The organism is Syntrophales bacterium, from assembly GCA_035363115.1.
Classification (GTDB): Bacteria; Desulfobacterota; Syntrophia; order Syntrophales; family PHBD01; genus PHBD01.
In genome coordinates this window covers 88,380-109,852 of record DAOSEM010000002.1, presented here as the reverse complement: position 1 = coordinate 109,852, position 21,473 = coordinate 88,380, and the positions used below count along the sequence as shown (strand labels likewise).

The following is a 21,473-nucleotide window of genomic DNA, read 5'->3' as shown; positions in this document are numbered from 1 at the left end:
TGTTACAGGCTGAATCCTTCCCCGAGGTATATCTTCCGGGCGATCTCGCAGGAGGCGATGGTGTCGGGGTCCCCTTCCACCAGAACCATCCCTTCATTGACAATGTAAGCCCGATCGCAGACGGAAAGCGTCTCCCGGACATTGTGATCGGAAATGACCACCCCGATCCCTTTTGCTTTCAACTGGCCGATGATCTTCTGGATATCCGCAACGGCGAGGGGATCGATTCCCGCGAAGGGCTCGTCCAGAAGGATATATTTCGGGGATGTAACCAGGGCCCTCGTGATCTCAACCCGCCGCCGCTCGCCTCCGGAGAGGGAATAGGCCCGGTTGGACCGAAGCGGCGTCAGATCCAGCTCGTCCAGAAGATCCCGGAGTCGCTCCTCCCGTTCCCCCTGCTCCATCTCCAGGGTCTCCAGGATGGCCAGGATGTTCTCCTCCACCGTCAGTTTCCGGAAGACCGACGGCTCCTGGGGCAGATAGCTGATCCCCTTTCGGGCCCGGACATACATGGGCTGGCCCGTCAGTTCCTCCCCGTTGAGGAGAATCCGTCCTCCGTCGGGTCGGATGAGCCCGACGACCATGTAAAACGTCGTGGTCTTCCCCGCTCCGTTCGGTCCCAGCAGCCCGACGACCTCTCCGGGTTGAATCTCCAGGTGAATGCCGTCGACGACTCGCCGGCCGCTGTAGACCTTGACGAGTCCCTCCGCCGTCAGCCGCTCCATGTCACGGCTTCTTCTTTCCCGGCTGGGATTTTTCGGAGGGATAAATCGTCGCCATGACCCGCTTGGACTCCCCGGCTTCCACGAAGCCCCGCCCCTCGTCCAGAAGCACGATGACCCTGTCGCCGCGGATCGTGCTGCGGCCTTCTTTCAGGACCGCGTTCCCGGTCATCTCGATCTTCTGGGCATCCTGGAAATAGACGGCGAAGTCCCCCGTGACCGTCTTCGGCCCCTGTGTGATGATGACGTGTCCCTTCGCCTCCACCCGGTCCAGGTCTCCTCCGCCCATGTCGGGTCCCTTGGAGGCCTTCGGTCCGGCCTGATGGCCTTCCTTTTTATAGAAAAGCGATATGCTGTCGGCCCGGATGGCCTTGTCGCCCTGAACGGCCACGGCATGCCCGGAGAAAACCACCAGCTTCTTTTCATCGTAGGCATCCAGGCGGTCGGAGACGATCTGGATCGGCTCGCTGCGGCTCACCGGAACCTTTGCCTGTCCCCAGGCGACGCCGGCGGCCAGGCAGACCGCAACGAGGATCGTCGCGGCCATCCGAATCACGGAACTGTCAGCGTTTTTTGTCATGATTTCCCCCCGCCGCCCCCGCCGGCTTTGTTTCCGCCTCGACCCGGGAAGAGAGCTTCAGGTCCCGGCTGTCCAGCCGAAGGGTCAGGCCCACGCCCCGGATTTTCATCCGGTCGTTCTCCATGGTGACCGGAGACTGGGTGTAGATTTTCTTCTCCCCATGGACATACTGGAGACGGTCCGTCGTGAACCGGTCCCCCCGGTCGGAAAGGATCACCACGTTGCCCGTGATGTCCATGTCCTTCAGGTCCGTCTTGAGGCGGCCCTGGTCTCCCGTCAGGTTGAACGTCTGGCCGTCGGCCAGGATCAGCCGGATCTTCACCCTGTCAAAGAGGGCGATCTTCTCGTCGCGCATGTACCGGGCGCTGTCCGCCTTCACCTCCCATTTTTCTCCGGAGCTTCCCACGTCGGTGTACGTGACGTTCTGGACCTGGAGGTCCACGTTCTCCGCCATGATCTGCAAGGCCTGCTTCGGAACCGTCTCGCGGTTCTTGATGAGCCACCAGGCCCCGGCGGCGGCGAGAACCAGGAAAGCTCCCGAAAAAAGGAGCATCCTCTTCTTCCATTTTGACGTGAACAGTCCCTTCAGCATCCTACACGGTCGGTTCAAAACCCGAACAGAAGGTGGATATGGGGCGGCAATACCTGGGAAATTTTATATCACCGAAAGGCAGGCCCTGTAAAGCCGAAACAAATACCATCACATATCAACCAGTTGAGTAAATTCATATCGCCGGGCGATCTCATCCCAGAACCCGCGCCCACGGAGGATCAACTCGCACACCTCCCGCACGGCCCCCCGGCCTCCCGGCCGTCCGGACACGAAATCGACGGAGCGACGGACCACATCCTCCGCACTTGCCGGGGCGGCGGAGAATCCAACACGCCTCTGCAGGGGGATGTCGACCACGTCGTCCCCCATGAAGGCCACCTGGTCGGCCTGGAGGGCCCGCCGCTCGAGAATTCCCTCGAACGCGGCGACCTTGTCCCAGATCTGCTGGTGCACTTCCTCCACGCCCAGGTCCCGGGCCCGGTGCTCCACGACGGCCGATCGGCGCCCCGTCAGGAAGACGACGTCAATGCCGTACCGCTGGAGGAGCTTGATGCCGTGTCCGTCCCGGACGTCGAAATGCTTGATCTCCCGGCCGTTGTCATCCATGATGATCCGGCCGTCCGTCAGCACGCCATCGACGTCCAGGATCAGGAGTTTCACCTTCTCCAGCTTTTCCTTCCAGGGCATATCCTGAAGCTTATCCATTTGCGGTATCCATGCTCCTTTTCACGATACGATCGATCTCCCTGAGAACCGTAAGCAGGGATCGCAGGTCTTTCAGCGCCAGCGAATTCGGCCCGTCGCACAATGCACGGTCGGGATCGGGATGGACCTCCATGAAGATGCCGTCCAGGCCGGCTCCGGCGGCGGCACGGGCCAGGAAGGGAACCATCTCCCGCTGCCCCCCCGAGGCGGTTCCCAGCCCTCCCGGCAGCTGGACGCTGTGGGTGGCGTCAAAAATCACGGGATATCCCAGGGAGCGGATCACCGGCAGGGAGCGAAAATCCGCCACCAGGTTGTTGTACCCGAAACTGGCGCCCCGCTCCGTTACGAGAATCCTCCCGTTTCCCGCCGCCTTTAGCTTCTCCACGATATTGGACACGTCCCACGGCGCCAGGAACTGCCCTTTCTTGATGTTCACCACCCGCGCCTTCCTGGCGATTTCCATGACGAAATCCGTCTGCCGGCAGAGAAAGGCCGGGATCTGCACCACGTCCAGCACGGCCGCCGCCGCGTCGATCTCCTCGAACCGGTGGACGTCTGACAGGACGGGACAGCCGACGTCCCTCCGGACTTCCTCCAGAATGCGGAGGCCTTCCGACAGACCCGGTCCGCGGAAGGAATCACGGGCGCTCCGGTTCGCCTTGTCATAAGAGGCCTTGAAGATGAACGGGATGCCCAGCTCACCCGCCAGATCCCGGAGGAATCGGGCGATGTCCCTGGTCCTCCCTTCTTCTTCGATGACGCAGGGACCGGCAATCAGGACGAAAGGCGCCCCGCCGCCGAACCGGATTCCACTCACGTCCACAGGCTTCATGCCGTTATCTCTCCTTTATGCATCCGGGAGCGGCCCCGGATGAAGCTCCCTGTTCGAGGGACCTGCTATCCCTGCTTTTTTTCCAGCAGGCGGATGCGGATCTCCCGGGCCTTTCGGGCCGCCTGACTGAGATCCGGGTTGAGTTCCCAGGCCCTCTGGTAGGCCTTCAGGGCCTCTTCGAGGTTCCCTTTCCGTTCATGAACCGCTCCCAGGCCCATCCAGGCCCCGATTTCCCGGGGATCCTGCCGGACGGCTTTCCGATACGCATCGGCGGCGCCGTCCATGTCTCCCTTCAGGTACAGGGCATCGCCGAGGCCGGCATGGGACCGGCCCTTCCCGGGAAACCGGCGGATCATTTCCCGGTAGATTTTGGCCGCCTGATCGTAGCGCTTTTCCCGGAGATGTACGGCGGCCACCCTTGCCAGGACATCCCTGGAAGCTCCGGAGGCGGCCGCCTTGCCGTATGCAGCCTCGGCTTCCTTGTTTTTTCCCAGCTGCTGATAGGCCGTGGCCATTGCCAGATGCATTTCGGGATCCTTGACTCCGTTGCGGATGGCCTTTTCGTAATGCTCGACGGCCTTGCCGTACTGTTTCATCTCCGCGTACGCGGTCGCCGCGGAGGTATGCAGCGGCCCCTTCCGGGTGCTTTCCTTCAGGGCCGTCTCAAAATAGGATGCAGCCTCCCGGTACCGCTTTTCGCGGAGGGCCAGCTCTCCGAGCCTGGAGGCCGCACCGGAGTCCCCCGGACGGACTTTCAGGACCTTTTTCCAGGTATCGGTGGCCTCCCGGACCTGATTCGCCTTCTCGTAAGCAAGGGCCATGTTGGAGAGAACAACGGCGTTTTTCGGATCCAGGGCGAGGGCTTTCCGGTAGCTTTCGATCTCCTCCTTCCCCCGCCCCTTGCCGCCATAAGCCAGGCCCAGGTTCGCCCAGGCGGCTGCGCTCTTCGGATTCTGCTTCAGGTAGGCCTTGTACCAGTAGATTGCTTCATCGTGGTCTCCCGCCTTCAGCTTGGTCAAGGCCAGCGCCAGAATGGCATCCCGGTCCGCGGGCGCCCCGGTCAGAACCCGGCGGTACTGCTCCCCCGCCTTCCCCGACTTCTTCATCCGGTCATAGACTTCCCCCAGGCGAAACCGGACGGATGTGTTGTTCGGATCCAGCTGCAGCGCTGATTCATAATGCTTCGCCGCTTCATCGAATTTTTCCTGCATCTGGAGGGCAAGGGCAAGGGCCGCATGGGCGGGGGCGCTTTTCGGGTTCGTTGCAACGGCTCGTGTGCAAAGGCTCACGACCCGGTCGTAGGCGCTGCGGGACAGGTAGATCTTAACCAGGGCCGTCAGGGCCGCTTCATCGGCGGGCTTTGCCTTCAGGATCTCCTCGTAGGCCGCCGCGGCTTCATCGACCCGGCCGGCCTTCTCCTGCTCCGAGGCCAGCTCGTGCCGCACCTCCGTATCGGACGGAGTCAGGGCCAGGGCCTGTTGCAGGAAATGGATCTTCTCCTTCCTGTCTTCGGCCGCCCGGGCATACCGCAGGAAATCCTGCGCCGTCAGGGAGGCCCGGATATAGAATACGGCCGCTTCCCGCCCGTTGTACAGCACGGAAACCCGCGCCGGTTCGCCTGATCCGGCCTTCCCCGGCTCGGCCCGCTCCCCCGTCCGCCGGTCCACAAAGGAAAGGCCCTTGAACAGGACGCCCAGGGCCGTCTTTTCCTCGAATCCTTCGATCCGGACGTCAATGCCGCTTCCTGCCAGGGAATCGCTGGCGACCCCCCGGAGGATAAACTCGTCCCGATAGGTAACCTCCAGGGCATCACCGGGACGGATCGTGAAGAAAGACCCGTTCTTTTCTCCCTCCAGGCCATACACCCGGGGCGGCTGTCCCAGCAGGTAGAAGGAAAAAACACCCCCGAGCCGTTCGAGGGGCGATGCCGCACCGGTGCGGGAGAAAGCCAGGGAAAGTCCTCCGGCGGCCAGGATGCCCAGAACCAGAATTCCCGCCGTGATCAGGGCAATCCGCCGCCCCGAGAGGGGGGATCGGCTCCCTTGCTCTCTGCCCTGCCTTTTCATCGGTCATTTCCCCCGTGGGTGAAACCGGCTGTGCACATCCTTGAGACGTTCCCGGGTGACGTGCGTGTATATCTGCGTCGTCGATATGTCCGCATGCCCCAACATGAGCTGTACGGAACGGAGATCCGCCCCTCCCTCCAGGAGGTGGGTGGCGAAGGAATGGCGGAACGTGTGTGGATAAACCTTTTTCCGGATCCCCGCCCGTTCGGCGTACCGCCTGACCAGCTTCCACAATCCCTGGCGGGAAAGCCCCCTCCCCTGGCGGTTCAGGAAAAGCACGTCCGTATCCCCGCCCTTCAGCAGGCCCGGACGGACCTCTTCCACATAACGCCTCAGGACGGAGAGGGCGACGCGCCCGACCGGCACGACCCGTTCCTTCCCTCCCTTTCCGAATGTAACCAGGTATCCTACCTGCCAGTTGATGCTGCCCAGCGTCAGGGACGCCAGTTCGGAAACCCGGAGCCCCGAGGCGTAAAACATCTCCAGCATGGCGGTGTCCCGGACGGCCTCCGGCCTGTCCAGGCCCGGCTGGCGGAGAAGATTCTCCATCTCCTGCCGGGACACCGTATCGGGGAGGTGCATCCATACCTTCCCGTGGTGGATGTCCGCCAGGGGGTTTTCCTCCCGCACCCCTTCCCGCAGAAGAAAGCGGTAGAAGCCCCGGAGCGCAGCCAGGGCCCGGTTGGCGGAACGGGCCTTCAATCCCTCCTCCCGCAGACGGGTGAGAAAGGAGAGCATGTCGTCCGTCGTAACATCCGCCCACCCTTTCCTCCCCAGGGACCGCAGGAATGCGACATGGCGGTTCAGGTCGCGGCTGTACGCATCGAGGGTGTGAAGGGAAGCCCCCTTCTCGACCGACAGGAAGGTCATGTATCGGTCCACCCAGTTTTCCATGGCCCCCCTTCTAACGGAATTGCCCGGGGGACGCAAAAGCTTTTTTGGGCCAAAACGCCTCATTTCTGAATGCCTTAAACAGGTTGACAGCAACGGGAGGCCTATGGTAATCAGCCATGTCTCATCAGTTTGGACCCTATTTCCGCAGGTTTTCGGATCCCTGTCCGCGGAAACGGAAAAACACTCCCAAGGAGAACACTGTGACCCTGCGTGAGGTTAAAGAAATCCTGGATGCCGAAGTGCTTGTGGGACAGGAACAGTTGGACAAGGAAGTCAGGACGGCCTTCGGAGCGGACCTGATGAGCGACGTCCTGGCCTTTGCCAAGGCCGGGAGCCTCCTCCTGACGGGCCTGACGAATCCACAGGTGGTCAGGACTTCCGACGTGCTGGACATCGCCGCCATCATCCTCGTTCGAGGGAAAAAGCCATCGCCGGAGACCCTGACGCTGGCCGAGGAACTGAAAATTCCCATCCTGACGACCCAATTCATTCTCTTTGAAACGGCTGGCCGCCTGTATCAGAGGGGAATCGTCGGATGCATGGAAAGGGTTGACGAAGAACGTGTTCGCCCATGATGCAAGTCTGTACGAAAACAGGTTTCCCGTTGAGGGAGGCAATTTCGACAAGGCCGGACAGGTATCGAGCCAGATCAAAGCCATCCTGAAGAGGATGAAGCTCTCCAGCGAGATCATCCGCCGGGTGGCGCTGGTGTCCTACGAATCGGAAATCAATATCGTTTCATACGCACGGAAAGGACATATCCACATCCAGGTAAAGCCGGATTATGTGCTGATCGAAGCCATCGATGAGGGGGATGGGATCCCGGACATCGAGCTCGCCATGCAGCAGGGATGGTCGACGGCCAGCCAGCGGATCCGGGAGATGGGATTCGGCGCCGGCATGGGCCTCTGCAACATCAAGAACTTCTCCGACTTCTTCAGAATCTCCTCCGATGTGGGGAAAGGCACCCATCTGAAGATGGTGATCAAGATCGACAAGGTCTTCGACGGAATTTAAAGAAGGGCGGGATATCGTGGACTTGGCAACCATCGTAAAGGCGTTGGGCCTGAAGATCCGACATGGAGCCGATCTGCTGGACAGGAACGTGACGGGAGGATTCACGGGGGATTTGCTGAGCGACGTCATGGCCCACAGCAGTGAAGGAGATCTCTGGATCACCCGCCAGATCCACCAGAACATCATCGCTGTCGCCAGCCTCAAGGATCATGCCGGCATCGTTCTGGTACAGGGAAACGAACCGGCCGCAGACACCCTGGAGAAGGCCGCAAAGGAGAATGTGCCGATTCTCGTATCGGATCTGTCGGGCTTTGAAACGGCCGGCAAGATTTATGAAATCCTGAATGTACGGGGAGGATGATCCCCACCCCGACCATGGATCTCTCCATGGTCTTTTTTTTGCCGGAAGGTCGGGGATCCGGTCATGCTGAAGGTTTTCCGCTGCGACCTGCACGTTCACACCTGCCTGTCACCGTGCGCGGAGCTGGACATGTACCCCCGAAAGCTGGTCGAGCGCTGCCTGGCCGTCGGGCTGGACGCGGTGGCCATCTGCGATCACAACGCCTCGGAAAACATCGCCTGGGTCCGGCGGTGCGCCGAGGGCACCCCGCTCGCCGTGCTGGCGGGCATGGAGATCGCAAGCCGGGAGGAAGTGCACCTCCTGGCCCTCTTTGATATCGTGGAGGAGCTTCTCCCCCTCCAGGAATGGATCAGCCGCCACCTGCCCGGCCGGAACGACGAGCGGCGCTTCGGATGCCAGGCCATCGTCAACGACCGGGACGAGGTGGAAGGGTTTTGTGATCGCCTGCTCATCGGGGCCACGGAGCTTCCGCTCCAGGCCATCGTAGAGCGAATCCACGACCTGGGTGGACTGGCCGTGGCCTCCCACATCGACCGGGAAAGCTTCAGCATCCTGAGCCAACTCGGATTCATCGTGCCGGGTCCCCCCTTCGATGCACTGGAACTGTCGCCGGAAACGGGGATCCGGGGAGGGCGCATCCGATATCCGGAACTGGAGCAATTCTCCTTCATCACCTCCTCGGATGCCCATCATATCCGGGACATCGGGAGGGCCTGGACGGACGTGAGGATGCATGCCGTGACGGTGAAGGAACTGTCGATGGCCTTCCGGAAACGGCAAGGACGGACCATCGAGGAGTAGCCCGGATGCTGGAGCTCTCCCTGCACGTACTGGACATTGCGGAAAATTCCACCCGGGCGGAGGCAAAGCACATATTCATCACCATCCGGGAGAACCCTGAGCGGGACCGCCTGACGCTGGAGATCCGGGATGACGGGGTCGGAATGACGGAAGAGACCCTCGCAAAGGTGCTGGATCCGTTTTATACGACCAAGAAAGTCCGCCGTGTCGGCCTGGGGCTTCCCATGCTGGCGGAGGCCGCGGGAAAGACCGGAGGCGGACTGACAGTGGAATCGAGACCCGGCGAGGGCACGAACGTCCGGGTGACATTCGGGCTCGCGCACATTGACCGCCAACCCCTGGGCGACATTGCCGGAACCCTGGTGACCATTCTCACGGGTCACCCCGATATCGAACTGGTGTACCGCCATGAGCGGAACGGCAGGAGTTTTGTCCTGGATACCCGGGACATCCGGGAGGAAGTCGGGGATATCCCCCTCAACCATCCGGAGATCCTGGCCTGGATTCGCAGCCAGGTGGACGAAGGCTTAACGGAAATCAAAGCAGGGGCCTGACCCTGTTGACGGGAAGGAGGACAACACATTCATGAAACTCGGTAGCACAGAACTATTGAAGGAGTTTTCCGAGGAACAGATCGCAAAACTTGACGCGATCATCGAAAAGTACAAGGGCAAACCAGGGGGATTGATCCCCGTCCTGGAAGAGGCCCAGATGGTCCTGGAGTACCTGCCCATCGGCATCCAGAAACGGATCGCCGAAGGTATCAACCTGCCACTCAGCCGTGTGTACGGCGTCGTGACGTTCTACTCCTTCTTCACCATGACCCCCAAGGGCCGGCACACCGTTCGGGTATGCCTCGGCACCGCCTGCTATGTCCGCGGAGGGAAAGCCATCGCGGAAAACATTGAAAAGGTCCTGGGGGTGAAGGAGGGTGAGACGACCGCCGACCGGCGGTTCACCTACGAGTCCGTCCGCTGCCTCGGCGCCTGCGGTCTCGGACCGGTGGTCGTGGTGGACGATGAGGTCCACGGGCGCGTGAAGCCAGCCAAGGTGAAGGAACTGCTCAACCAGTATCAATAAACAAGACTCTTGCGAATGCGAGGTACGGCACAATGGCAAAGCTGAATATCGAAGATCTGAAGAAGATCAAGGAGCGCGTCCACGCCGAAACGGCCCTCCGGGACGGTGAACGCCGGGCGAAGATCACCGTGCACATGGGAACCTGCGGCATCGCCTCGGGAGCCCGGGACGTCATGGACGCCCTGATCAAATCCATCGAGGAAGCGGGGGTTACCGACGTGATCGTGACCACCTCCGGCTGCATGGGTCTCTGCAGCCGCGAACCCCTGGTGACGGTGGAGCTGATCGGCCAGGAACCCATCAAATACGAATACATGAACGCCAACAAGATGCGGCAGGTGTTCAAGAAGCACGTCCTGGAGGGAGAGATCCAGACGCCTTTCGTCCTCGCACGGGGCGCGGAAATCGTGAAGTAGCGGGACGGAATCTCTGACGTGATGAAGGAGGATGGAAACCCAATGAAAGTATTTCGTTCACATCTGTTGCTCTGCGGGGGAACGGGGTGTCACGCCTCGGGAAGCCTGATGGTCAAAAAGGCCCTGGTGGCCGAGCTGATGAAGCGCAATCTCGCCGACGAGATCAAGCTCGTTGAGACGGGCTGCAACGGATTCTGCGCCCAGGGCCCCATCATGGTGGTCTACCCCGAGGGTGTTATCTATATGATGATCAAGCCGGAGGACGTGCCGGAGCTGGTGGAAGAACACCTGGTGAAGGGGCGTATCCTGGAGCGCCTGCTGTACCGGGAACCGACCACGGAAGCGGTCATCCCGACCATGCAGGAAATTCCCTTCTTCGCCCTGCAGGAGCTGCGGGTTCTCCGCAACCGGGGCCTCATCGACCCGGAACGGATCGAGGAGTACATCGCCCGGGACGGTTACGCCGGCATGGCAAAGGCCCTGACCGAGATGTCCTCCGCGGACATCGTCCAGACGATGCTGGACTCGGGCCTCCGCGGCCGCGGCGGCGCCGGATTCCCCACGGGCCTGAAGTGGAAATTCTGCTCCACCTCCCCCGGCGACATCAAATACGTCCTCTGTAACGCCGACGAGGGCGATCCGGGGGCCTTCATGGACCGCAGCGTCCTGGAGGCGGACCCCCACGCGGTTCTCGAGGGCATGGTCATCGCGGCCAAGGCCATCGGAGCCCACCACGGATACATCTACTGCCGGGCCGAGTATCCCCTGGCCATCCACCGCCTGAACATCGCCATCAACCAGGCCCAGGACATGGGCCTCCTGGGAAAGGACATCCTGGGAACGGGCTTCGACTTCGACCTGGAGATCTACCAGGGCGCCGGCGCGTTCGTCTGCGGCGAAGAGACGGCGCTCATGACCTCCATCGAGGGCAAGCGGGGCATGCCCCGCCCGCGGCCGCCCTTCCCCGCCGTAGCGGGCCTCTGGCAGCGGCCGTCGGTCCTGAACAACGTGGAGACCTTCGCGAATGTCGCCCAGATCATCCTGAAGGGCGCCGCGTGGCACGCCGGCGTCGGCTCCGAGAAGAGCAAGGGGACCAAGGTCTTCGCGCTGACGGGCGACGTGAACAACGTGGGCCTCGTGGAAGTCCCCATGGGAACCCCACTGGGAACGATCGTCTACGACATCGGCGGCGGCATCCCCAAGAACAAGAAATTCAAGGCCGCACAGTTGGGCGGCCCCTCCGGCGGCTGCATCCCCGTCCAGCACCTGAACGCCCCGGTGGATTATGAAAAAGTGGCCGAACTGGGCGCCATCATGGGCTCCGGCGGCCTCATCGTCATGAACGAGGACAACTGCGCCGTCGACATGGCCCGGTTTTTCATGGATTTCTGCCAGGACGAATCCTGCGGAAAGTGCACCCCCTGCCGCGAGGGAACCAAGCGGATGCTGGAGATCCTCACGAACATCGCCCATGGCAAGGGCAAGGAGGGCGACATCGAGCTTCTGGAGGAGATGGCCGGTATCATCAAGGACGCCTCCCTCTGCGGCCTCGGCCAGACGGCGCCCAATCCGGTGCTCAGCACCATCCGCTACTTCCGCAATGAGTACGAGGAGCACATCCGGGACAAGCACTGCCGGGCCGCCGTCTGCTCGTCCCTTTTCAAGTCACCCTGCCAGAACACCTGCCCCATCGGGATGGACGTTCCGGCCTACATCGGCCTGATCCGGGCGGAGCGGTTCGAGGACGCCTACAAGGTGCTCCTGAAGACGAACCCCTTCCCATCTGTCTGCGGCCGGGTGTGCGACCACAAATGCCAGTCCAAGTGCCGCCGGGGAAAGATGGACGAGCCCATCGCCATCAAGTTCCTCAAGCGGTTCATCACCGACAGCGCCCCGCGGCCCGAGGTCAGCCCCGTTCCGGTCATCCGGAAGGAGAAGATCGCCGTGGTCGGCGCCGGTCCGGCGGGCCTCACGGCCGCCCGGGACCTGGCACTCCGGGGCTACGCCGTGACGGTCTTCGAGGAGCTTCCCGATCCGGGCGGCATGCTGCGCTGGGCCATTCCGTCCTACCGGCTGCCCCGGAACATCCTGGCCGGCGAGATCGACGACATCCGCCGGCTCGGCGTAGAGATCCGGTGCAATGTCCGGGTCGGAAAGGATCTCCCCTTCGACAAGCTGGGCAAGGACTTCGACTACGTCTACCTGGCCACGGGCGCCCACAAGAGCACGAAAATGGACGTCCCGGGGGAGGATCTCCAGGGCGTCTGGGGCGGCGTGGAATTCCTGCGGGCCTTCAACCTCGATGAAAACGCCTGGATGAAGGGCACCAGGACCCTCGGATCGAAGGTGGCCGTCATCGGCGGCGGCAACTCCGCCATCGACGCCGCCCGCTGCGCGAAGCGGATGGGTGCCGACGTGACCATCCTCTACCGGCGTGAGCGGAAGGAAATGCCCGCCGCGGAGGAGGAAGTCACAGCGGCCCTGGACGAGGACATCAAGATCGAGTTCCTCGCGGCGCCCCTGCGCGTAGAGGGGAAAGACGGCAAGGTCAGCGGCATCACCTGCGAGCGCATGAAGCTCGGTGACTTCGACCGGAGTGGCCGCAGGCGGCCCATCCCCATCCCCGGCTCCGAGTTCACCCTCTCCGTGGACGCCGTTGTGGCGGCCATCGGCCAGGTGCCCGACATGGCCTTCGTTCCCAAGGACAGCGGCATCGTCATCAACAAGTGGACCTGTTACGACCTGGCCAAGGGGAGCAAATCCCGGACGACGAGCCCGAAGTTCTACGCCGGGGGCGACGCGGTCACGGGTCCCGACACGGTGATCGGCGCCATCGCCGCAGGCCATCAGGCGGCGGCCGACATCGACGCCGACATCCGGACCGCAGCGGGCGAGCCAGCCTGGGAAGCGCCGGCGGAGGAGAAGATCGACGTTCCCCTCATCATCGACGAGGAGACCCAGGAGGCACCCCAGACGAAAATGCCGGAGCTCCACGGAGCCGGGCGGAACACGTCTTTCGCAGAGGTCGAACTCGGATTCACCCGGGAGCTGGCCATCGCGGAGGCCTGCCGCTGCCTGCGCTGCGACGCGGAAGTATAAGACTTCCGTCACCGGAGCCTATCGATAGAACATCACGGAGGACATGCATGTCACAAGTAACCCTGACCATAGACAACCAGAAAGTCAGCGTGGAGACGGGGACGACGATCCTGAACGCCGCGAAGCAGGCGGGCATCCGGATCCCCACCCTCTGCGCCTGGCAGGAAATCGGACACACCCCCGGCGCCTGCCGGGTCTGCATGGTGGAGGTGGAGGGCCAGCGGGGCCTCATCGCCTCCTGCGTATTCCCCGTCAGCGAGGGGATGGTCGTCCGGACGACGACCGACCGGGTCCGGACCGCCCGGCGCCTTGTCGTGGAACTGCTCCTGTCCAATCACCCCCAGGAATGCAATTTCTGCGTCCGCAACGGCAACTGCGAGCTCCAGAGGGTCGCCGAAATGGTGGGCGTCCGCTCGATGCGGTTCGACGTCCCAGAGTCCTTCCCGGAGAGCATGATCGACCGGTCCAGCCCGTCCATCGTCCGGGACAACCGCAAGTGCATCAACTGCCACCGCTGCATCACCGTCTGCGAATCCGTCCAGTCGGTGAGCGTCCTGACGCCGTCCTACAGGGGCAGCGACGTCCGGGTCACCCCGGCTTTCAACCTGCCCCTGATCGAGTCCACCTGTGTCGCCTGCGGCCAGTGCATCCTCGCCTGCCCCGTGGGAGCCCTTTATGAGAAGGACGACGTGGACGCCGTCTGGAAGGCCCTCCAGGATCCCGCGAAACACGTGATCGTCCAGGAGGCACCGGCCATCCGGGCCGCCCTCGGCGAGGAATTCAGCCTGCCCCCGGGATCCCTCGTGACGGGCAAAATGATCGCCGCGCTCCGGCGACTGGGCTTTGACAAGGTCTTCGATACGAATTTCACCGCCGACCTGACGATCATCGAGGAAGGAAACGAGCTCCTGAAACGGGTCAAGGAGGGCGGCACGCTGCCCATGATCACCTCCTGCAGCCCCGGGTGGATCAAGTTCTGTGAGCACTTCTACCCGGACCTGCTGGACCACTTGTCCACCTGCAAGTCGCCCCAGCAGATGTTCGGGGCCCTGGCAAAGACGTACTACGCCGAGCAGGCCGGCATCGACCCGAAGGATATCGTCGTCGTCTCCATCATGCCCTGCACGGCCAAGAAGTTCGAGGCCTCCCGGCCGGAGATGAACTCCAGCGGCTTCCGGGACGTGGACTACGTCCTCACGACCCGGGAGCTGGGACGGATGATCAAGGAGTCGGGCATCGACTTCCTCAACCTGCCGGACGAGGACTACGATGCCCCCATGGGCGAGTACACCGGTGCGGGAACGATCTTCGGCGCCACCGGCGGCGTCATGGAGGCGGCCCTCCGGACAGTCTATGCGGTGGTGACCGGCGGAAACCTGCCGAGCCTCGACATCACCCCGGTCCGCGGTCTGGATGGGGTCAAGGAGGCGGCCCTCACGGTCGGCCCCCTGGGCGAGGTGAAGGTGGCCGTCGCCCACGGCCTCAGCAATGCCCGGAAGCTGATGGACCTGATCCGGGAGGGAAAGGCGGACTACGCCTTCATCGAGATCATGTGCTGCCCCGGCGGCTGCATCGCCGGCGGCGGAGAGCCGATCCCGACGAACAACGAGATCCGCATCCTCCGCTCCTCGGCCCTCTACCGGGACGACAAGGACGTCCAGAAGCTCCGCCAATCCCATGAGAACCCGTCGATCACGAAGATCTACGAGGTCTTCCTGAAGGAGCCCCTGGGCCACAAGTCCCATGAGCTTCTGCACACGCACTACACGCAGCGGGGGACCGACGTGCCCCACCGGGCCTACGAAGGGTCGTGGGAGGATCCCCACCACCCGGCGGAAAACTGACCGGCCGGATTGTGGAAACAGCTTCCAGAAGGGGGACGGACTGCGGTCCGTCCCCTTTTCTTATGGTGCTTCGGTGTGACGCGGCGGGCCCTCTTTCCGCACACGGAAAAAGGAGAGCCCCAGGAGGAGCGCGCAGGCAGCCATGGCCCCCAGGGCGATCGGGCGGGTGAAGAAGATGGAGAAGTCACCGCCGGAGATGAGCAGCGACCGGCGCAGGTTGACCTCCAGCATGGGTCCCAGGACGAACGCAAGGATCAGCGGAGCCGCCTCGTAGCCTCCCCTTTTCAGGAAGAAGCCGGCAACGCCGAAGACCACCATGACGCCGATGTCGAAGACGCTGTTGTTGATGGAATAGGCGCCGACGACGCACAGCAGGAGGATCAGCGGATACAGGATCCGGTCGGGGATCCGGAGGACCTGAACCCACAGGGGGATGAGGGGCAGGTTCAGGACGAGCAGCATGGCATTACCGATGTACATGCTGCCCACGACGCCCCAGAAGATGTCCGGATGATCCCGGATCAGCAGGGGCCCCGGCTGGATGCCGTGAACCAGGAAGGCCCCGAACAGGACGGCCAGGACGACGTTCGGCGGGATGCCCAGGGTGAAGAGCGGGATGAAGGACGTGGAGGCGGCGGCATTGTTCGCTGCCTCGGGGGCCGCTACCCCCTCGATGGCACCCCGGCCGAACCGCTCCGGCTCCTTCGCGATCCGCCTTTCCATGCCGTAGGATACGAATGTGGAGAGAACGGGCCCCCCGCCGGGCAGAAGGCCCAGGAAGAACCCCGTCAGCGTTCCCCGGACAATGGCCCACCGGGCCTGCAGCCAGTCCTTCCGGCCCGGGAAAAGGCTCCGGATTTTCACCGTCAGGATCCTGCCGAAGGACGCCTGCTCCAGTCGCTTCAGGACCTCCGCGACGCCGAAGAGCCCCATGGCGAGCGGGGCCACCCCGATCCCCTCGAACAGGTTGATCACCCCGAAGGTCATCCGCTGCTCCGCCGTGATCGGATCCAGTCCGACACCGCTCAGGATGAGGCCGAGAACAGCCATGATCCCCGCCTTGAGCGGCGATCCCGGGGCCAGGTACGTGACGAACGTGAACCCCATGAGGATGATGGCGAAATATTCCGGCGGCCCGAACTTGAGCGCCACGGAAGACAGGGGCCCGGCGATCAGATGCAGGCCGACGATGCCAACGGTGCCGGCGATGAAGGACCCGAAGGCGGCGATTCCCAGGGCGGGACCCGCCCGGCCCTGGCGGGCCATCTGGTAGCCGTCCAGGCACGTCACGACGGAGGCCGTCTCACCGGGAACGTTCACCAGAATCGAGGTGGTCGAGCCGCCGTACATCACCCCGTAGTAGATCCCCGCGAGCATGATGATCGCCCCGGCCGGCGGCAGTTGGAAGGTCAGGGGCAGGAGGATGGAAATCGCCGCCACCGGTCCGAGACCGGGCAGTACGCCGACCAGCGTCCCCAGGAGGCAGCCGGCAAAGACCAGGACGAGGTGGTCGGGCTGGGTGGCGATGGAAAAGCCATAAAGGAGACCGTTCAGGATATCCAACGACGCAACCCCGCGGCTCCGCGATCAAAAGGAAAGAATTCCCCGGGGAAGGGGAACCTTCAGAACGTGGAGAAAAAGAATGTAACTCAGGATGACCGCCATCAGGGAGCCGAGGACGACGTTGCGGATCCTCATGCGCCCGAGGCCGAACAGGACGAGCATCAATCCCGTCGTCGCGGCCAGATAGCCCAGCCCCGGCAGCAGCCAGCAATACAGGGCCAGGGAGACAACGACCAGGACACCGGATCGTCGCGGAAGCCGCAGGGGCCCTTCCTCCGCCGACGCCCGGCCCCCCAGGCTCAGGAGCAGGAGAACGACGGCCAGCAGGCCCAGGCCGAGGCCCGACCAGAAGAGAAGAAAGCCCGGGCCGGGGTCGTCATACGTCCCGATTCCGAGCCTTGTTCCCGATACCGTGACGAAAACGGCCGCCGCCAGCCAGAGAGCGCCGCTGATCCGATCCCGGGTGATCCTGTTCACGCTGTCCAAACCGCCTCCCTGGTCCGGTCCGCCGGGTTTCTACTCCGGAGGCGTGGCCGCCTGCCGGATGAGGCCCGCCGCCCTCAGGTGCCGGTTGATGATCTTCCACTGAACCCGCAGGAACTGCTGGAACGCCGTCGAATCGTAATACACCGGAACCAGGTCGATCCGGTCGAGGGCCTGCAGGAAGTCCCTGTCCCGGACAGCCCGGGCAAATGCATCCTCCAGCTTCCCCGCAATTTCCGGCGGCAGATTCGCCGGTGCGACGACGGCATAGACCGCGTCGTTCGTGAAATCGTAGCCGGCTTCCTTCATCGTCGGCACCTGCGGAAATTTAGGCGACCGTTTTTCCCCCATCGTGACCAGCAGGCGGGCCTGGCCGGCCTTCACCGAAGGAATGAATTCGGAGGTGACGGAGGCGAAGTCGACGTGCCCGCCCAGGAGAGCCGTCAGTGCCTCGATGCTGCCCTTGTAGGGCACGTGCACCATGCGCACCTTCTCCCGGGCGGCAACCTCCTCCACCGCGGCATGGGTCGTGCTCCCCACGCCGGTAGTGGCATACTTCAGCCGGCCGGGGTTCTTCTTCGCATAGGCCATAAGGTCGGCCATGGATTTCCAGGGTGCGTCCTGTTTCACAACGATCCCCAGCTGCGGGGTGGTGAAGCCGAGGATGGGCCGGAAGCCCGTCAGCGGCTTGAAGGGCACCCGCTGCATCTGGGAGACCCGGATCAGAACTGAACTGGGCGTGGCGCAGAGGGTGTAGCCGTCCGCTTTCTGGGAAAGCAGGGCCGCCAGGGCCACGGTCCCCGTCCCTCCGGTCTTGTTCTCGACCACGACCGGCTTTCCCAGGACCTTCTCCGCCGCCCGGGCGAGAGCCCTTGCGCTCAGATCCATGGTCCCGCCGGGAGCAAAGCCGACCAGCAGGGTGACCGGTCGCTCGGGCCAGGCCGCCAGCGCCGGGCCGGTCACCGGAAATCCAATGGAAATGGCCGCCACAACGGCAACGGTCAGCAGAAACCGGATTCTACCGCTCATTCTGGATTCCTCCTCGATGATCATGTTCCGGCGGCCGCCAGACGAGGGCAGGCATTCCCCGGGACGCTCCGCGAAGGGAACGAAGCCTTCCGGTCACGCCGCCCGCCGGCTTCCCCGCCCCTCGCTCTCAGAGACCGGCGCAGAGATCCTCCGCGGCGGCGGCCCTGCAGAAAATTCCGTTGAGCGCCGCGATGTGGGAGGCATGGACATGCTCCGCGGGCACCTCGATGCCCCCGAAGGACAGATTTCTTGTGGCGCAGGCGTCGTGGGCCAGGCTGCAGGTGAAGCCCAGGTCGAAGGCCGCCCGCACGGTGGAATCGACGCACATGTGTGTCATCATTCCAGCAATGACCAGCTGCCTGGTTTCAAGCCGGCGCAGGTGCTCCAAGAGGGGGGTCTCCCGGAAGCTGTTGGGATAAAATTTCTGAAAGAGCGCCTCCCCCTCCCGCGGTCGGACGGACGCATGAACCTGCACGCCATCCGTGTCCGGCAGGAAAAATGAGGATCCCGGACGGACCGACACGTGCTGGATGTGGACCACCGGGAGATCCCGGCTCCGGAACGCCGCCAGCAGGAGCCCGGCTTTTTCCCCGGCCTCAACGCTCCCAGCCAGCTCCATCCTGCCGCCGGGAAAGTAGTCGTTCTGGATGTCGATCAACAGCAGGACTCTTTTCATTTGCACCCCCTTTTTGGTATAGTGGGCACCGCTTCGTCCTGAATCTCCAGGAAATTTCCGGTTTCCCTCTCTTACGGGGGAACTGCATACCACGAATCACGGTTCCTGTCTCCATCAACAGAAGATCATCCAACACAGCCTGGAAAGGAGGCTTTATGGCACAGGGCAGCAAGGAACAGCGCAGGAAGAAGGTCATCGACGTCCTGAACAAGGCGCGCTCCATGGAACTGATGGCCATCCACCAGTACATGAACCAGCACTACAACCTGGACGACATGGACTACGGGGAGCTGGCGGCGAAGATCAAGCTGATCGCCATCGACGAGATGCGCCACGCCGAGATGTTCGCCGAGCGCATCAAGGAGCTGGGCGGGGAGCCGACGACGGACCTCGCCGCGAAGGTTCAGAAGGGCCAGAAGGTGGAGGCCGTGTTCCCCTTCAACGCCACCCTCGAGGACGACACCATCGATGCCTACAACCAGTTCATCCTGGTATGCCGGGAGAGTGGGGACAGCATCAGCATGAAGCTCTTCGAGACCATCAACGACGAGGAGCAGGCCCACTTCAACTACTTCGACAACGTGAGCGACCATCTGAAGAAGCTCGGCGCCGCCTACCTCGCCCAGATCGCCGGGACGCCGGCCGACACGGGCCCCCCGTCCAAGGGCTTCGTAACCGGACCTGCCGCGTAATGCGGCGAATGGAGGCGAACGGAGCGCCCCTGCCGGCAGCGGCCGGGGCGCCCGCTTTGCCGCCGGGCACGGTGGCTCTCTCAGGCCGGAATGACCATCTGCGACTGGGAAACCAGGGCCAGCAGGCTGCCCTCGGGGTCCCGGACCTCCGTCTGCCAGAGCACGAGGGTCCTTCCCTTGTGGATGAGCCGGCTCGTAGCCGTCACCTTCGTCCCGATCTTCGCGGCCCGGACGAAGTTTGTCTTGGATTCCACCGTCGAGGTCCGCGTCCCGGGGGGAAGGTTCAGGAAGGCCCCGACGCCGCCCAGGGTATCCGCCAGGGCCATGATGGATCCACCGTGGAGAATGCCGCCGTAGGTGCACAGGCGCTCCTCGACGGTCAGGGAGCCGACCACTTCCTCCGGGGAGGCTTTCTCGATCCGGATGCCGAGATGCCCCGGCAGAAACGTCGCCAGGGCCTGCTCAATTTGTTCCTCCATCGTCATCTTCTTCTGATCCCTTTCCACAGTTTTGGCGCCGCACCGCCCGAATCCGGATCCGGGTGGTGCTCATTCCCCGGCTCCTAACGATTCTGGCCCCGCCCCTGGCCGCGGCCCTTCCCGGGCCCCCGGTCGCCGTCATCGAAGTCCCGGGGATCGTCATCACCGCGGTCTTTCCACTTCCCTTTTCCCTTAACCTTCTCCTTCTTTCCCGGTCCTTTCCCGCCCGGACCGGCCGGCCTCCCCGTCAGCGCCAGATCGCCCCGCTTGAGGGCATGAAACTCAGCCGACCCGGGCTTGATGCCCATTTCCTTGGCAATGACGCCCCAGCCTTTCCCCTTGTGGCGTCGGTATGTCGTGAGGACCGCATCCGGTGCCCGGCCCGTCATTCGCCCGATCTCAAAGCACATGAAGGCATCGGCCGGATTGTCCACGGACCTGATGATCGCATGGACCCTCGGCACGGGCACACCGAACTGGGCGCTCACCCGGGCGCTGAAACCGTCCATGTCGGCCCTGGCCTGGACGTTCAGATCGCGGAGAAAAACATTCAGGTCCGCATGGGCGATGGCCGAGAAACCGACGACAAGGAAAGAAACCAGTACCATCAACAAAACCCTTCTCTTCACGACGACACCTCCTGATCTGATTCTGATTGCGCAGGGCGACCCTTCCGGTCTCCCCCGCCCTTACGTCCTGTTCCTTCAACATCAGTCATACAGAGCCTCTGTGATCCGGCCCTTCCAATAAACCTGCCGCCCTTCCGGAAGCAGCCAGGCCACCTCCCCGCGAATGGGCACACGCATCCCCCCCAGGGTTCCGTATTCCTGCCAGCGGCCTTCCCAGGGCGTGGGCACTTCCCGGTCGCCGACGCTGCGCGGACGGTCCGGGGCATAAACGCTCCGGATCAGGCCGTCGTCGCCGAAGCGGAAGACAAGGGAAACCCTGACCCCGGACGCATCCAGGGTCGCCCTCGCACTCGATGCGTCGATGGCCGTCCATGAGACGCCCTGGGAAGGAAGGAGAGCGGTCGGAAACCAGGCTGCCTCGGCCAGATAGCGTTGCAGGGCTCCAACAGCGAGGCCAGGCGTACCTTCCGCGGCAACCAGCGGCACCAGAGCCAGGATGCTTGCGTGCATGAATCCGCGGCCTGCGGCGAAGGCATCCCGAACCCGGATGTCGATTCCCGGAACCATGGCCATGCGGGCGTCCCACACGAAGACAGCCGGGTTCACACCCACGGTCTGTTCGGCACGGAAGGGAACCCATCCGTTTGATTCCGGCCGGACGAGGAATTCACCCTCCTGCTGCAGCCGCGCACGGCGTACCAGAGGCCTTCCTTCCGCCAGGACGGCCCGGAAATAGCGCTGCACGGGCGCGGGCAGGCCTTCGAGTTCGGACGGGTTGAAGACAGCCGGTGTTCCGGCAGGTGAGACAGCGGCCTGCACAACCAGGTCCGTTGTCCTCGCCTGCCATCGCATATCGGCGATCACAAGGACGGCGGCAAGGACGGCGGCAAGAACGACTGCAAACACCGCCAGGATGATCCATACCATACGCATGGTTGTATCTCCCGCAAGC

General features: G+C 63.2%; 24 protein-coding genes. 10 read left to right on the top strand and 14 right to left on the bottom strand.

The window, feature by feature from the left end; all coding sequences use genetic code 11:
* Positions 1-2 precede the first annotated feature (2 nt).
* The 7 genes from lptB to xerD all read right to left on the bottom strand — a co-directional run bounded on the left by lptB (position 3) and on the right by xerD (position 6,352).
* Positions 3-725 carry an LPS export ABC transporter ATP-binding protein gene (gene lptB / locus PLO63_05970; GenBank protein ID HOI73680.1) on the bottom strand — a complete coding sequence of 241 codons (723 nt, stop codon included), beginning with the start codon at positions 723-725 and terminating at the stop codon, positions 3-5.
* Between the two features lies 1 nt (position 726).
* On the bottom strand, positions 727-1,302 hold the full coding sequence (locus PLO63_05965) for an LptA/OstA family protein (GenBank protein ID HOI73679.1): 576 nt from the start codon (positions 1,300-1,302) through the stop codon (positions 727-729).
* The gene (gene lptC / locus PLO63_05960) at positions 1,286-1,855 is read right to left on the bottom strand and encodes an LPS export ABC transporter periplasmic protein LptC (protein HOI73678.1); all 570 of its coding nucleotides are present in this window, start codon (positions 1,853-1,855) and stop codon (positions 1,286-1,288) included. The genes PLO63_05965 and lptC overlap by 17 nt, the downstream gene beginning before the upstream one ends.
* A 147-nt stretch (positions 1,856-2,002) precedes the next feature.
* A complete protein-coding gene (locus PLO63_05955) occupies positions 2,003-2,560 on the bottom strand; it encodes a phenylphosphate carboxylase subunit delta (GenBank protein ID HOI73677.1) in 558 nt (185 codons plus the stop codon).
* The gene (gene kdsA / locus PLO63_05950; protein HOI73676.1) at positions 2,553-3,392 is read right to left on the bottom strand and encodes a 3-deoxy-8-phosphooctulonate synthase; all 840 of its coding nucleotides are present in this window, start codon (positions 3,390-3,392) and stop codon (positions 2,553-2,555) included. The genes PLO63_05955 and kdsA overlap by 8 nt, the downstream gene beginning before the upstream one ends.
* A gap of 65 nt (positions 3,393-3,457) precedes the next feature.
* The gene (locus tag PLO63_05945; GenBank protein ID HOI73675.1) at positions 3,458-5,458 is read right to left on the bottom strand and encodes a tetratricopeptide repeat protein; all 2,001 of its coding nucleotides are present in this window, start codon (positions 5,456-5,458) and stop codon (positions 3,458-3,460) included.
* Between the two features lie 3 nt (positions 5,459-5,461).
* Positions 5,462-6,352 (bottom strand): site-specific tyrosine recombinase XerD, encoded by an 891-nt coding sequence (gene xerD / locus PLO63_05940; protein ID HOI73674.1) that lies wholly within the window; start codon positions 6,350-6,352, stop codon positions 5,462-5,464.
* Between the two features lie 200 nt (positions 6,353-6,552).
* Here xerD and PLO63_05935 point away from each other — a divergent pair, with 200 nt between their 5' ends.
* The 9 genes from PLO63_05935 to PLO63_05895 all read left to right on the top strand — a co-directional run bounded on the left by PLO63_05935 (position 6,553) and on the right by PLO63_05895 (position 14,970).
* Positions 6,553-6,927: a DRTGG domain-containing protein gene (locus tag PLO63_05935; protein ID HOI73673.1), complete on the top strand. Its 375-nt coding sequence runs from the start codon at positions 6,553-6,555 to the stop codon at positions 6,925-6,927.
* Positions 6,902-7,369, top strand: coding sequence for an ATP-binding protein (locus PLO63_05930; GenBank protein HOI73672.1), 468 nt, complete (start codon positions 6,902-6,904; stop codon positions 7,367-7,369). The genes PLO63_05935 and PLO63_05930 overlap by 26 nt, the downstream gene beginning before the upstream one ends.
* A gap of 22 nt (positions 7,370-7,391) precedes the next feature.
* Positions 7,392-7,730 carry a DRTGG domain-containing protein gene (locus tag PLO63_05925; protein ID HOI73671.1) on the top strand — a complete coding sequence of 113 codons (339 nt, stop codon included), beginning with the start codon at positions 7,392-7,394 and terminating at the stop codon, positions 7,728-7,730.
* A gap of 63 nt (positions 7,731-7,793) precedes the next feature.
* Positions 7,794-8,531 (top strand): PHP-associated domain-containing protein, encoded by a 738-nt coding sequence (locus tag PLO63_05920; protein ID HOI73670.1) that lies wholly within the window; start codon positions 7,794-7,796, stop codon positions 8,529-8,531.
* Positions 8,532-8,536: 5 nt separating this feature from the next.
* Entirely contained in the window at positions 8,537-9,085 is a 549-nt protein-coding gene (locus PLO63_05915) for a sensor histidine kinase (GenBank protein ID HOI73669.1), read from the top strand.
* 31 nt (positions 9,086-9,116) lie between these two features.
* A complete protein-coding gene (locus tag PLO63_05910) occupies positions 9,117-9,611 on the top strand; it encodes an NAD(P)H-dependent oxidoreductase subunit E (protein HOI73668.1) in 495 nt (164 codons plus the stop codon).
* Between the two features lie 32 nt (positions 9,612-9,643).
* Positions 9,644-10,027, top strand: coding sequence for a (2Fe-2S) ferredoxin domain-containing protein (locus PLO63_05905; protein ID HOI73667.1), 384 nt, complete (start codon positions 9,644-9,646; stop codon positions 10,025-10,027).
* A 42-nt stretch (positions 10,028-10,069) separates the two neighbouring features.
* On the top strand, positions 10,070-13,126 hold the full coding sequence (locus tag PLO63_05900; protein ID HOI73666.1) for an NADH-ubiquinone oxidoreductase-F iron-sulfur binding region domain-containing protein: 3,057 nt from the start codon (positions 10,070-10,072) through the stop codon (positions 13,124-13,126).
* 47 nt (positions 13,127-13,173) lie between these two features.
* The gene (locus PLO63_05895) at positions 13,174-14,970 is read left to right on the top strand and encodes an NADH-dependent [FeFe] hydrogenase, group A6 (protein HOI73665.1); all 1,797 of its coding nucleotides are present in this window, start codon (positions 13,174-13,176) and stop codon (positions 14,968-14,970) included.
* A 60-nt stretch (positions 14,971-15,030) separates the two neighbouring features.
* On the opposite strand, the gene PLO63_05890 is transcribed toward PLO63_05895, so the two are convergent.
* The 4 genes from PLO63_05890 to PLO63_05875 form a co-directional block, all read right to left on the bottom strand.
* Positions 15,031-16,533 (bottom strand): tripartite tricarboxylate transporter permease, encoded by a 1,503-nt coding sequence (locus PLO63_05890; protein HOI73664.1) that lies wholly within the window; start codon positions 16,531-16,533, stop codon positions 15,031-15,033.
* A 24-nt stretch (positions 16,534-16,557) separates the two neighbouring features.
* Positions 16,558-17,010 (bottom strand): tripartite tricarboxylate transporter TctB family protein, encoded by a 453-nt coding sequence (locus PLO63_05885; GenBank protein HOI73663.1) that lies wholly within the window; start codon positions 17,008-17,010, stop codon positions 16,558-16,560.
* Between the two features lie 39 nt (positions 17,011-17,049).
* The gene (locus PLO63_05880; GenBank protein ID HOI73662.1) at positions 17,050-18,045 is read right to left on the bottom strand and encodes a tripartite tricarboxylate transporter substrate binding protein; all 996 of its coding nucleotides are present in this window, start codon (positions 18,043-18,045) and stop codon (positions 17,050-17,052) included.
* A gap of 127 nt (positions 18,046-18,172) precedes the next feature.
* The gene (locus PLO63_05875) at positions 18,173-18,721 is read right to left on the bottom strand and encodes a cysteine hydrolase family protein (protein ID HOI73661.1); all 549 of its coding nucleotides are present in this window, start codon (positions 18,719-18,721) and stop codon (positions 18,173-18,175) included.
* Between the two features lie 155 nt (positions 18,722-18,876).
* Here PLO63_05875 and PLO63_05870 point away from each other — a divergent pair, with 155 nt between their 5' ends.
* A complete protein-coding gene (locus PLO63_05870) occupies positions 18,877-19,413 on the top strand; it encodes a bacterioferritin (GenBank protein HOI73660.1) in 537 nt (178 codons plus the stop codon).
* An 80-nt stretch (positions 19,414-19,493) separates the two neighbouring features.
* Here the strand turns inward: PLO63_05870 and PLO63_05865 are convergent, their stop codons facing one another.
* The 3 genes from PLO63_05865 to PLO63_05855 form a co-directional block, all read right to left on the bottom strand.
* Positions 19,494-19,892: a PaaI family thioesterase gene (locus PLO63_05865; protein ID HOI73659.1), complete on the bottom strand. Its 399-nt coding sequence runs from the start codon at positions 19,890-19,892 to the stop codon at positions 19,494-19,496.
* 83 nt (positions 19,893-19,975) lie between these two features.
* Entirely contained in the window at positions 19,976-20,521 is a 546-nt protein-coding gene (locus PLO63_05860) for a hypothetical protein (protein HOI73658.1), read from the bottom strand.
* Between the two features lie 81 nt (positions 20,522-20,602).
* Positions 20,603-21,454: a hypothetical protein gene (locus PLO63_05855; protein ID HOI73657.1), complete on the bottom strand. Its 852-nt coding sequence runs from the start codon at positions 21,452-21,454 to the stop codon at positions 20,603-20,605.
* Between the last annotated feature and the right edge of the window lie 19 nt (positions 21,455-21,473).

Bases quoted from the DNA above. Each gene is read 5' to 3' on its own strand.
- lptB (HOI73680.1), bottom strand. From the start codon at position 725: ATGGAGCGGCTGACGGCGGAGGGACTCGTCAAGGTCTACAGCGGCCGG.
- PLO63_05965 (HOI73679.1), bottom strand. From the start codon at position 1,302: ATGACAAAAAACGCTGACAGTTCCGTGATTCGGATGGCCGCGACGATC.
- lptC (HOI73678.1), bottom strand. From the start codon at position 1,855: ATGCTCCTTTTTTCGGGAGCTTTCCTGGTTCTCGCCGCCGCCGGGGCC.
- PLO63_05955 (HOI73677.1), bottom strand. From the start codon at position 2,560: ATGGATAAGCTTCAGGATATGCCCTGGAAGGAAAAGCTGGAGAAGGTG.
- kdsA (HOI73676.1), bottom strand. From the start codon at position 3,392: ATGAAGCCTGTGGACGTGAGTGGAATCCGGTTCGGCGGCGGGGCGCCT.
- PLO63_05945 (HOI73675.1), bottom strand. From the start codon at position 5,458: ATGAAAAGGCAGGGCAGAGAGCAAGGGAGCCGATCCCCCCTCTCGGGG.
- xerD (HOI73674.1), bottom strand. From the start codon at position 6,352: ATGGAAAACTGGGTGGACCGATACATGACCTTCCTGTCGGTCGAGAAG.
- PLO63_05920 (HOI73670.1), top strand. From the start codon at position 7,794: ATGCTGAAGGTTTTCCGCTGCGACCTGCACGTTCACACCTGCCTGTCA.
- PLO63_05915 (HOI73669.1), top strand. From the start codon at position 8,537: ATGCTGGAGCTCTCCCTGCACGTACTGGACATTGCGGAAAATTCCACC.
- PLO63_05910 (HOI73668.1), top strand. From the start codon at position 9,117: ATGAAACTCGGTAGCACAGAACTATTGAAGGAGTTTTCCGAGGAACAG.
- PLO63_05905 (HOI73667.1), top strand. From the start codon at position 9,644: ATGGCAAAGCTGAATATCGAAGATCTGAAGAAGATCAAGGAGCGCGTC.
- PLO63_05900 (HOI73666.1), top strand. From the start codon at position 10,070: ATGAAAGTATTTCGTTCACATCTGTTGCTCTGCGGGGGAACGGGGTGT.
- PLO63_05895 (HOI73665.1), top strand. From the start codon at position 13,174: ATGTCACAAGTAACCCTGACCATAGACAACCAGAAAGTCAGCGTGGAG.
- PLO63_05880 (HOI73662.1), bottom strand. From the start codon at position 18,045: ATGAGCGGTAGAATCCGGTTTCTGCTGACCGTTGCCGTTGTGGCGGCC.
- PLO63_05875 (HOI73661.1), bottom strand. From the start codon at position 18,721: ATGAAAAGAGTCCTGCTGTTGATCGACATCCAGAACGACTACTTTCCC.
- PLO63_05870 (HOI73660.1), top strand. From the start codon at position 18,877: ATGGCACAGGGCAGCAAGGAACAGCGCAGGAAGAAGGTCATCGACGTC.
- PLO63_05865 (HOI73659.1), bottom strand. From the start codon at position 19,892: ATGGAGGAACAAATTGAGCAGGCCCTGGCGACGTTTCTGCCGGGGCAT.
- PLO63_05855 (HOI73657.1), bottom strand. From the start codon at position 21,454: ATGCGTATGGTATGGATCATCCTGGCGGTGTTTGCAGTCGTTCTTGCC.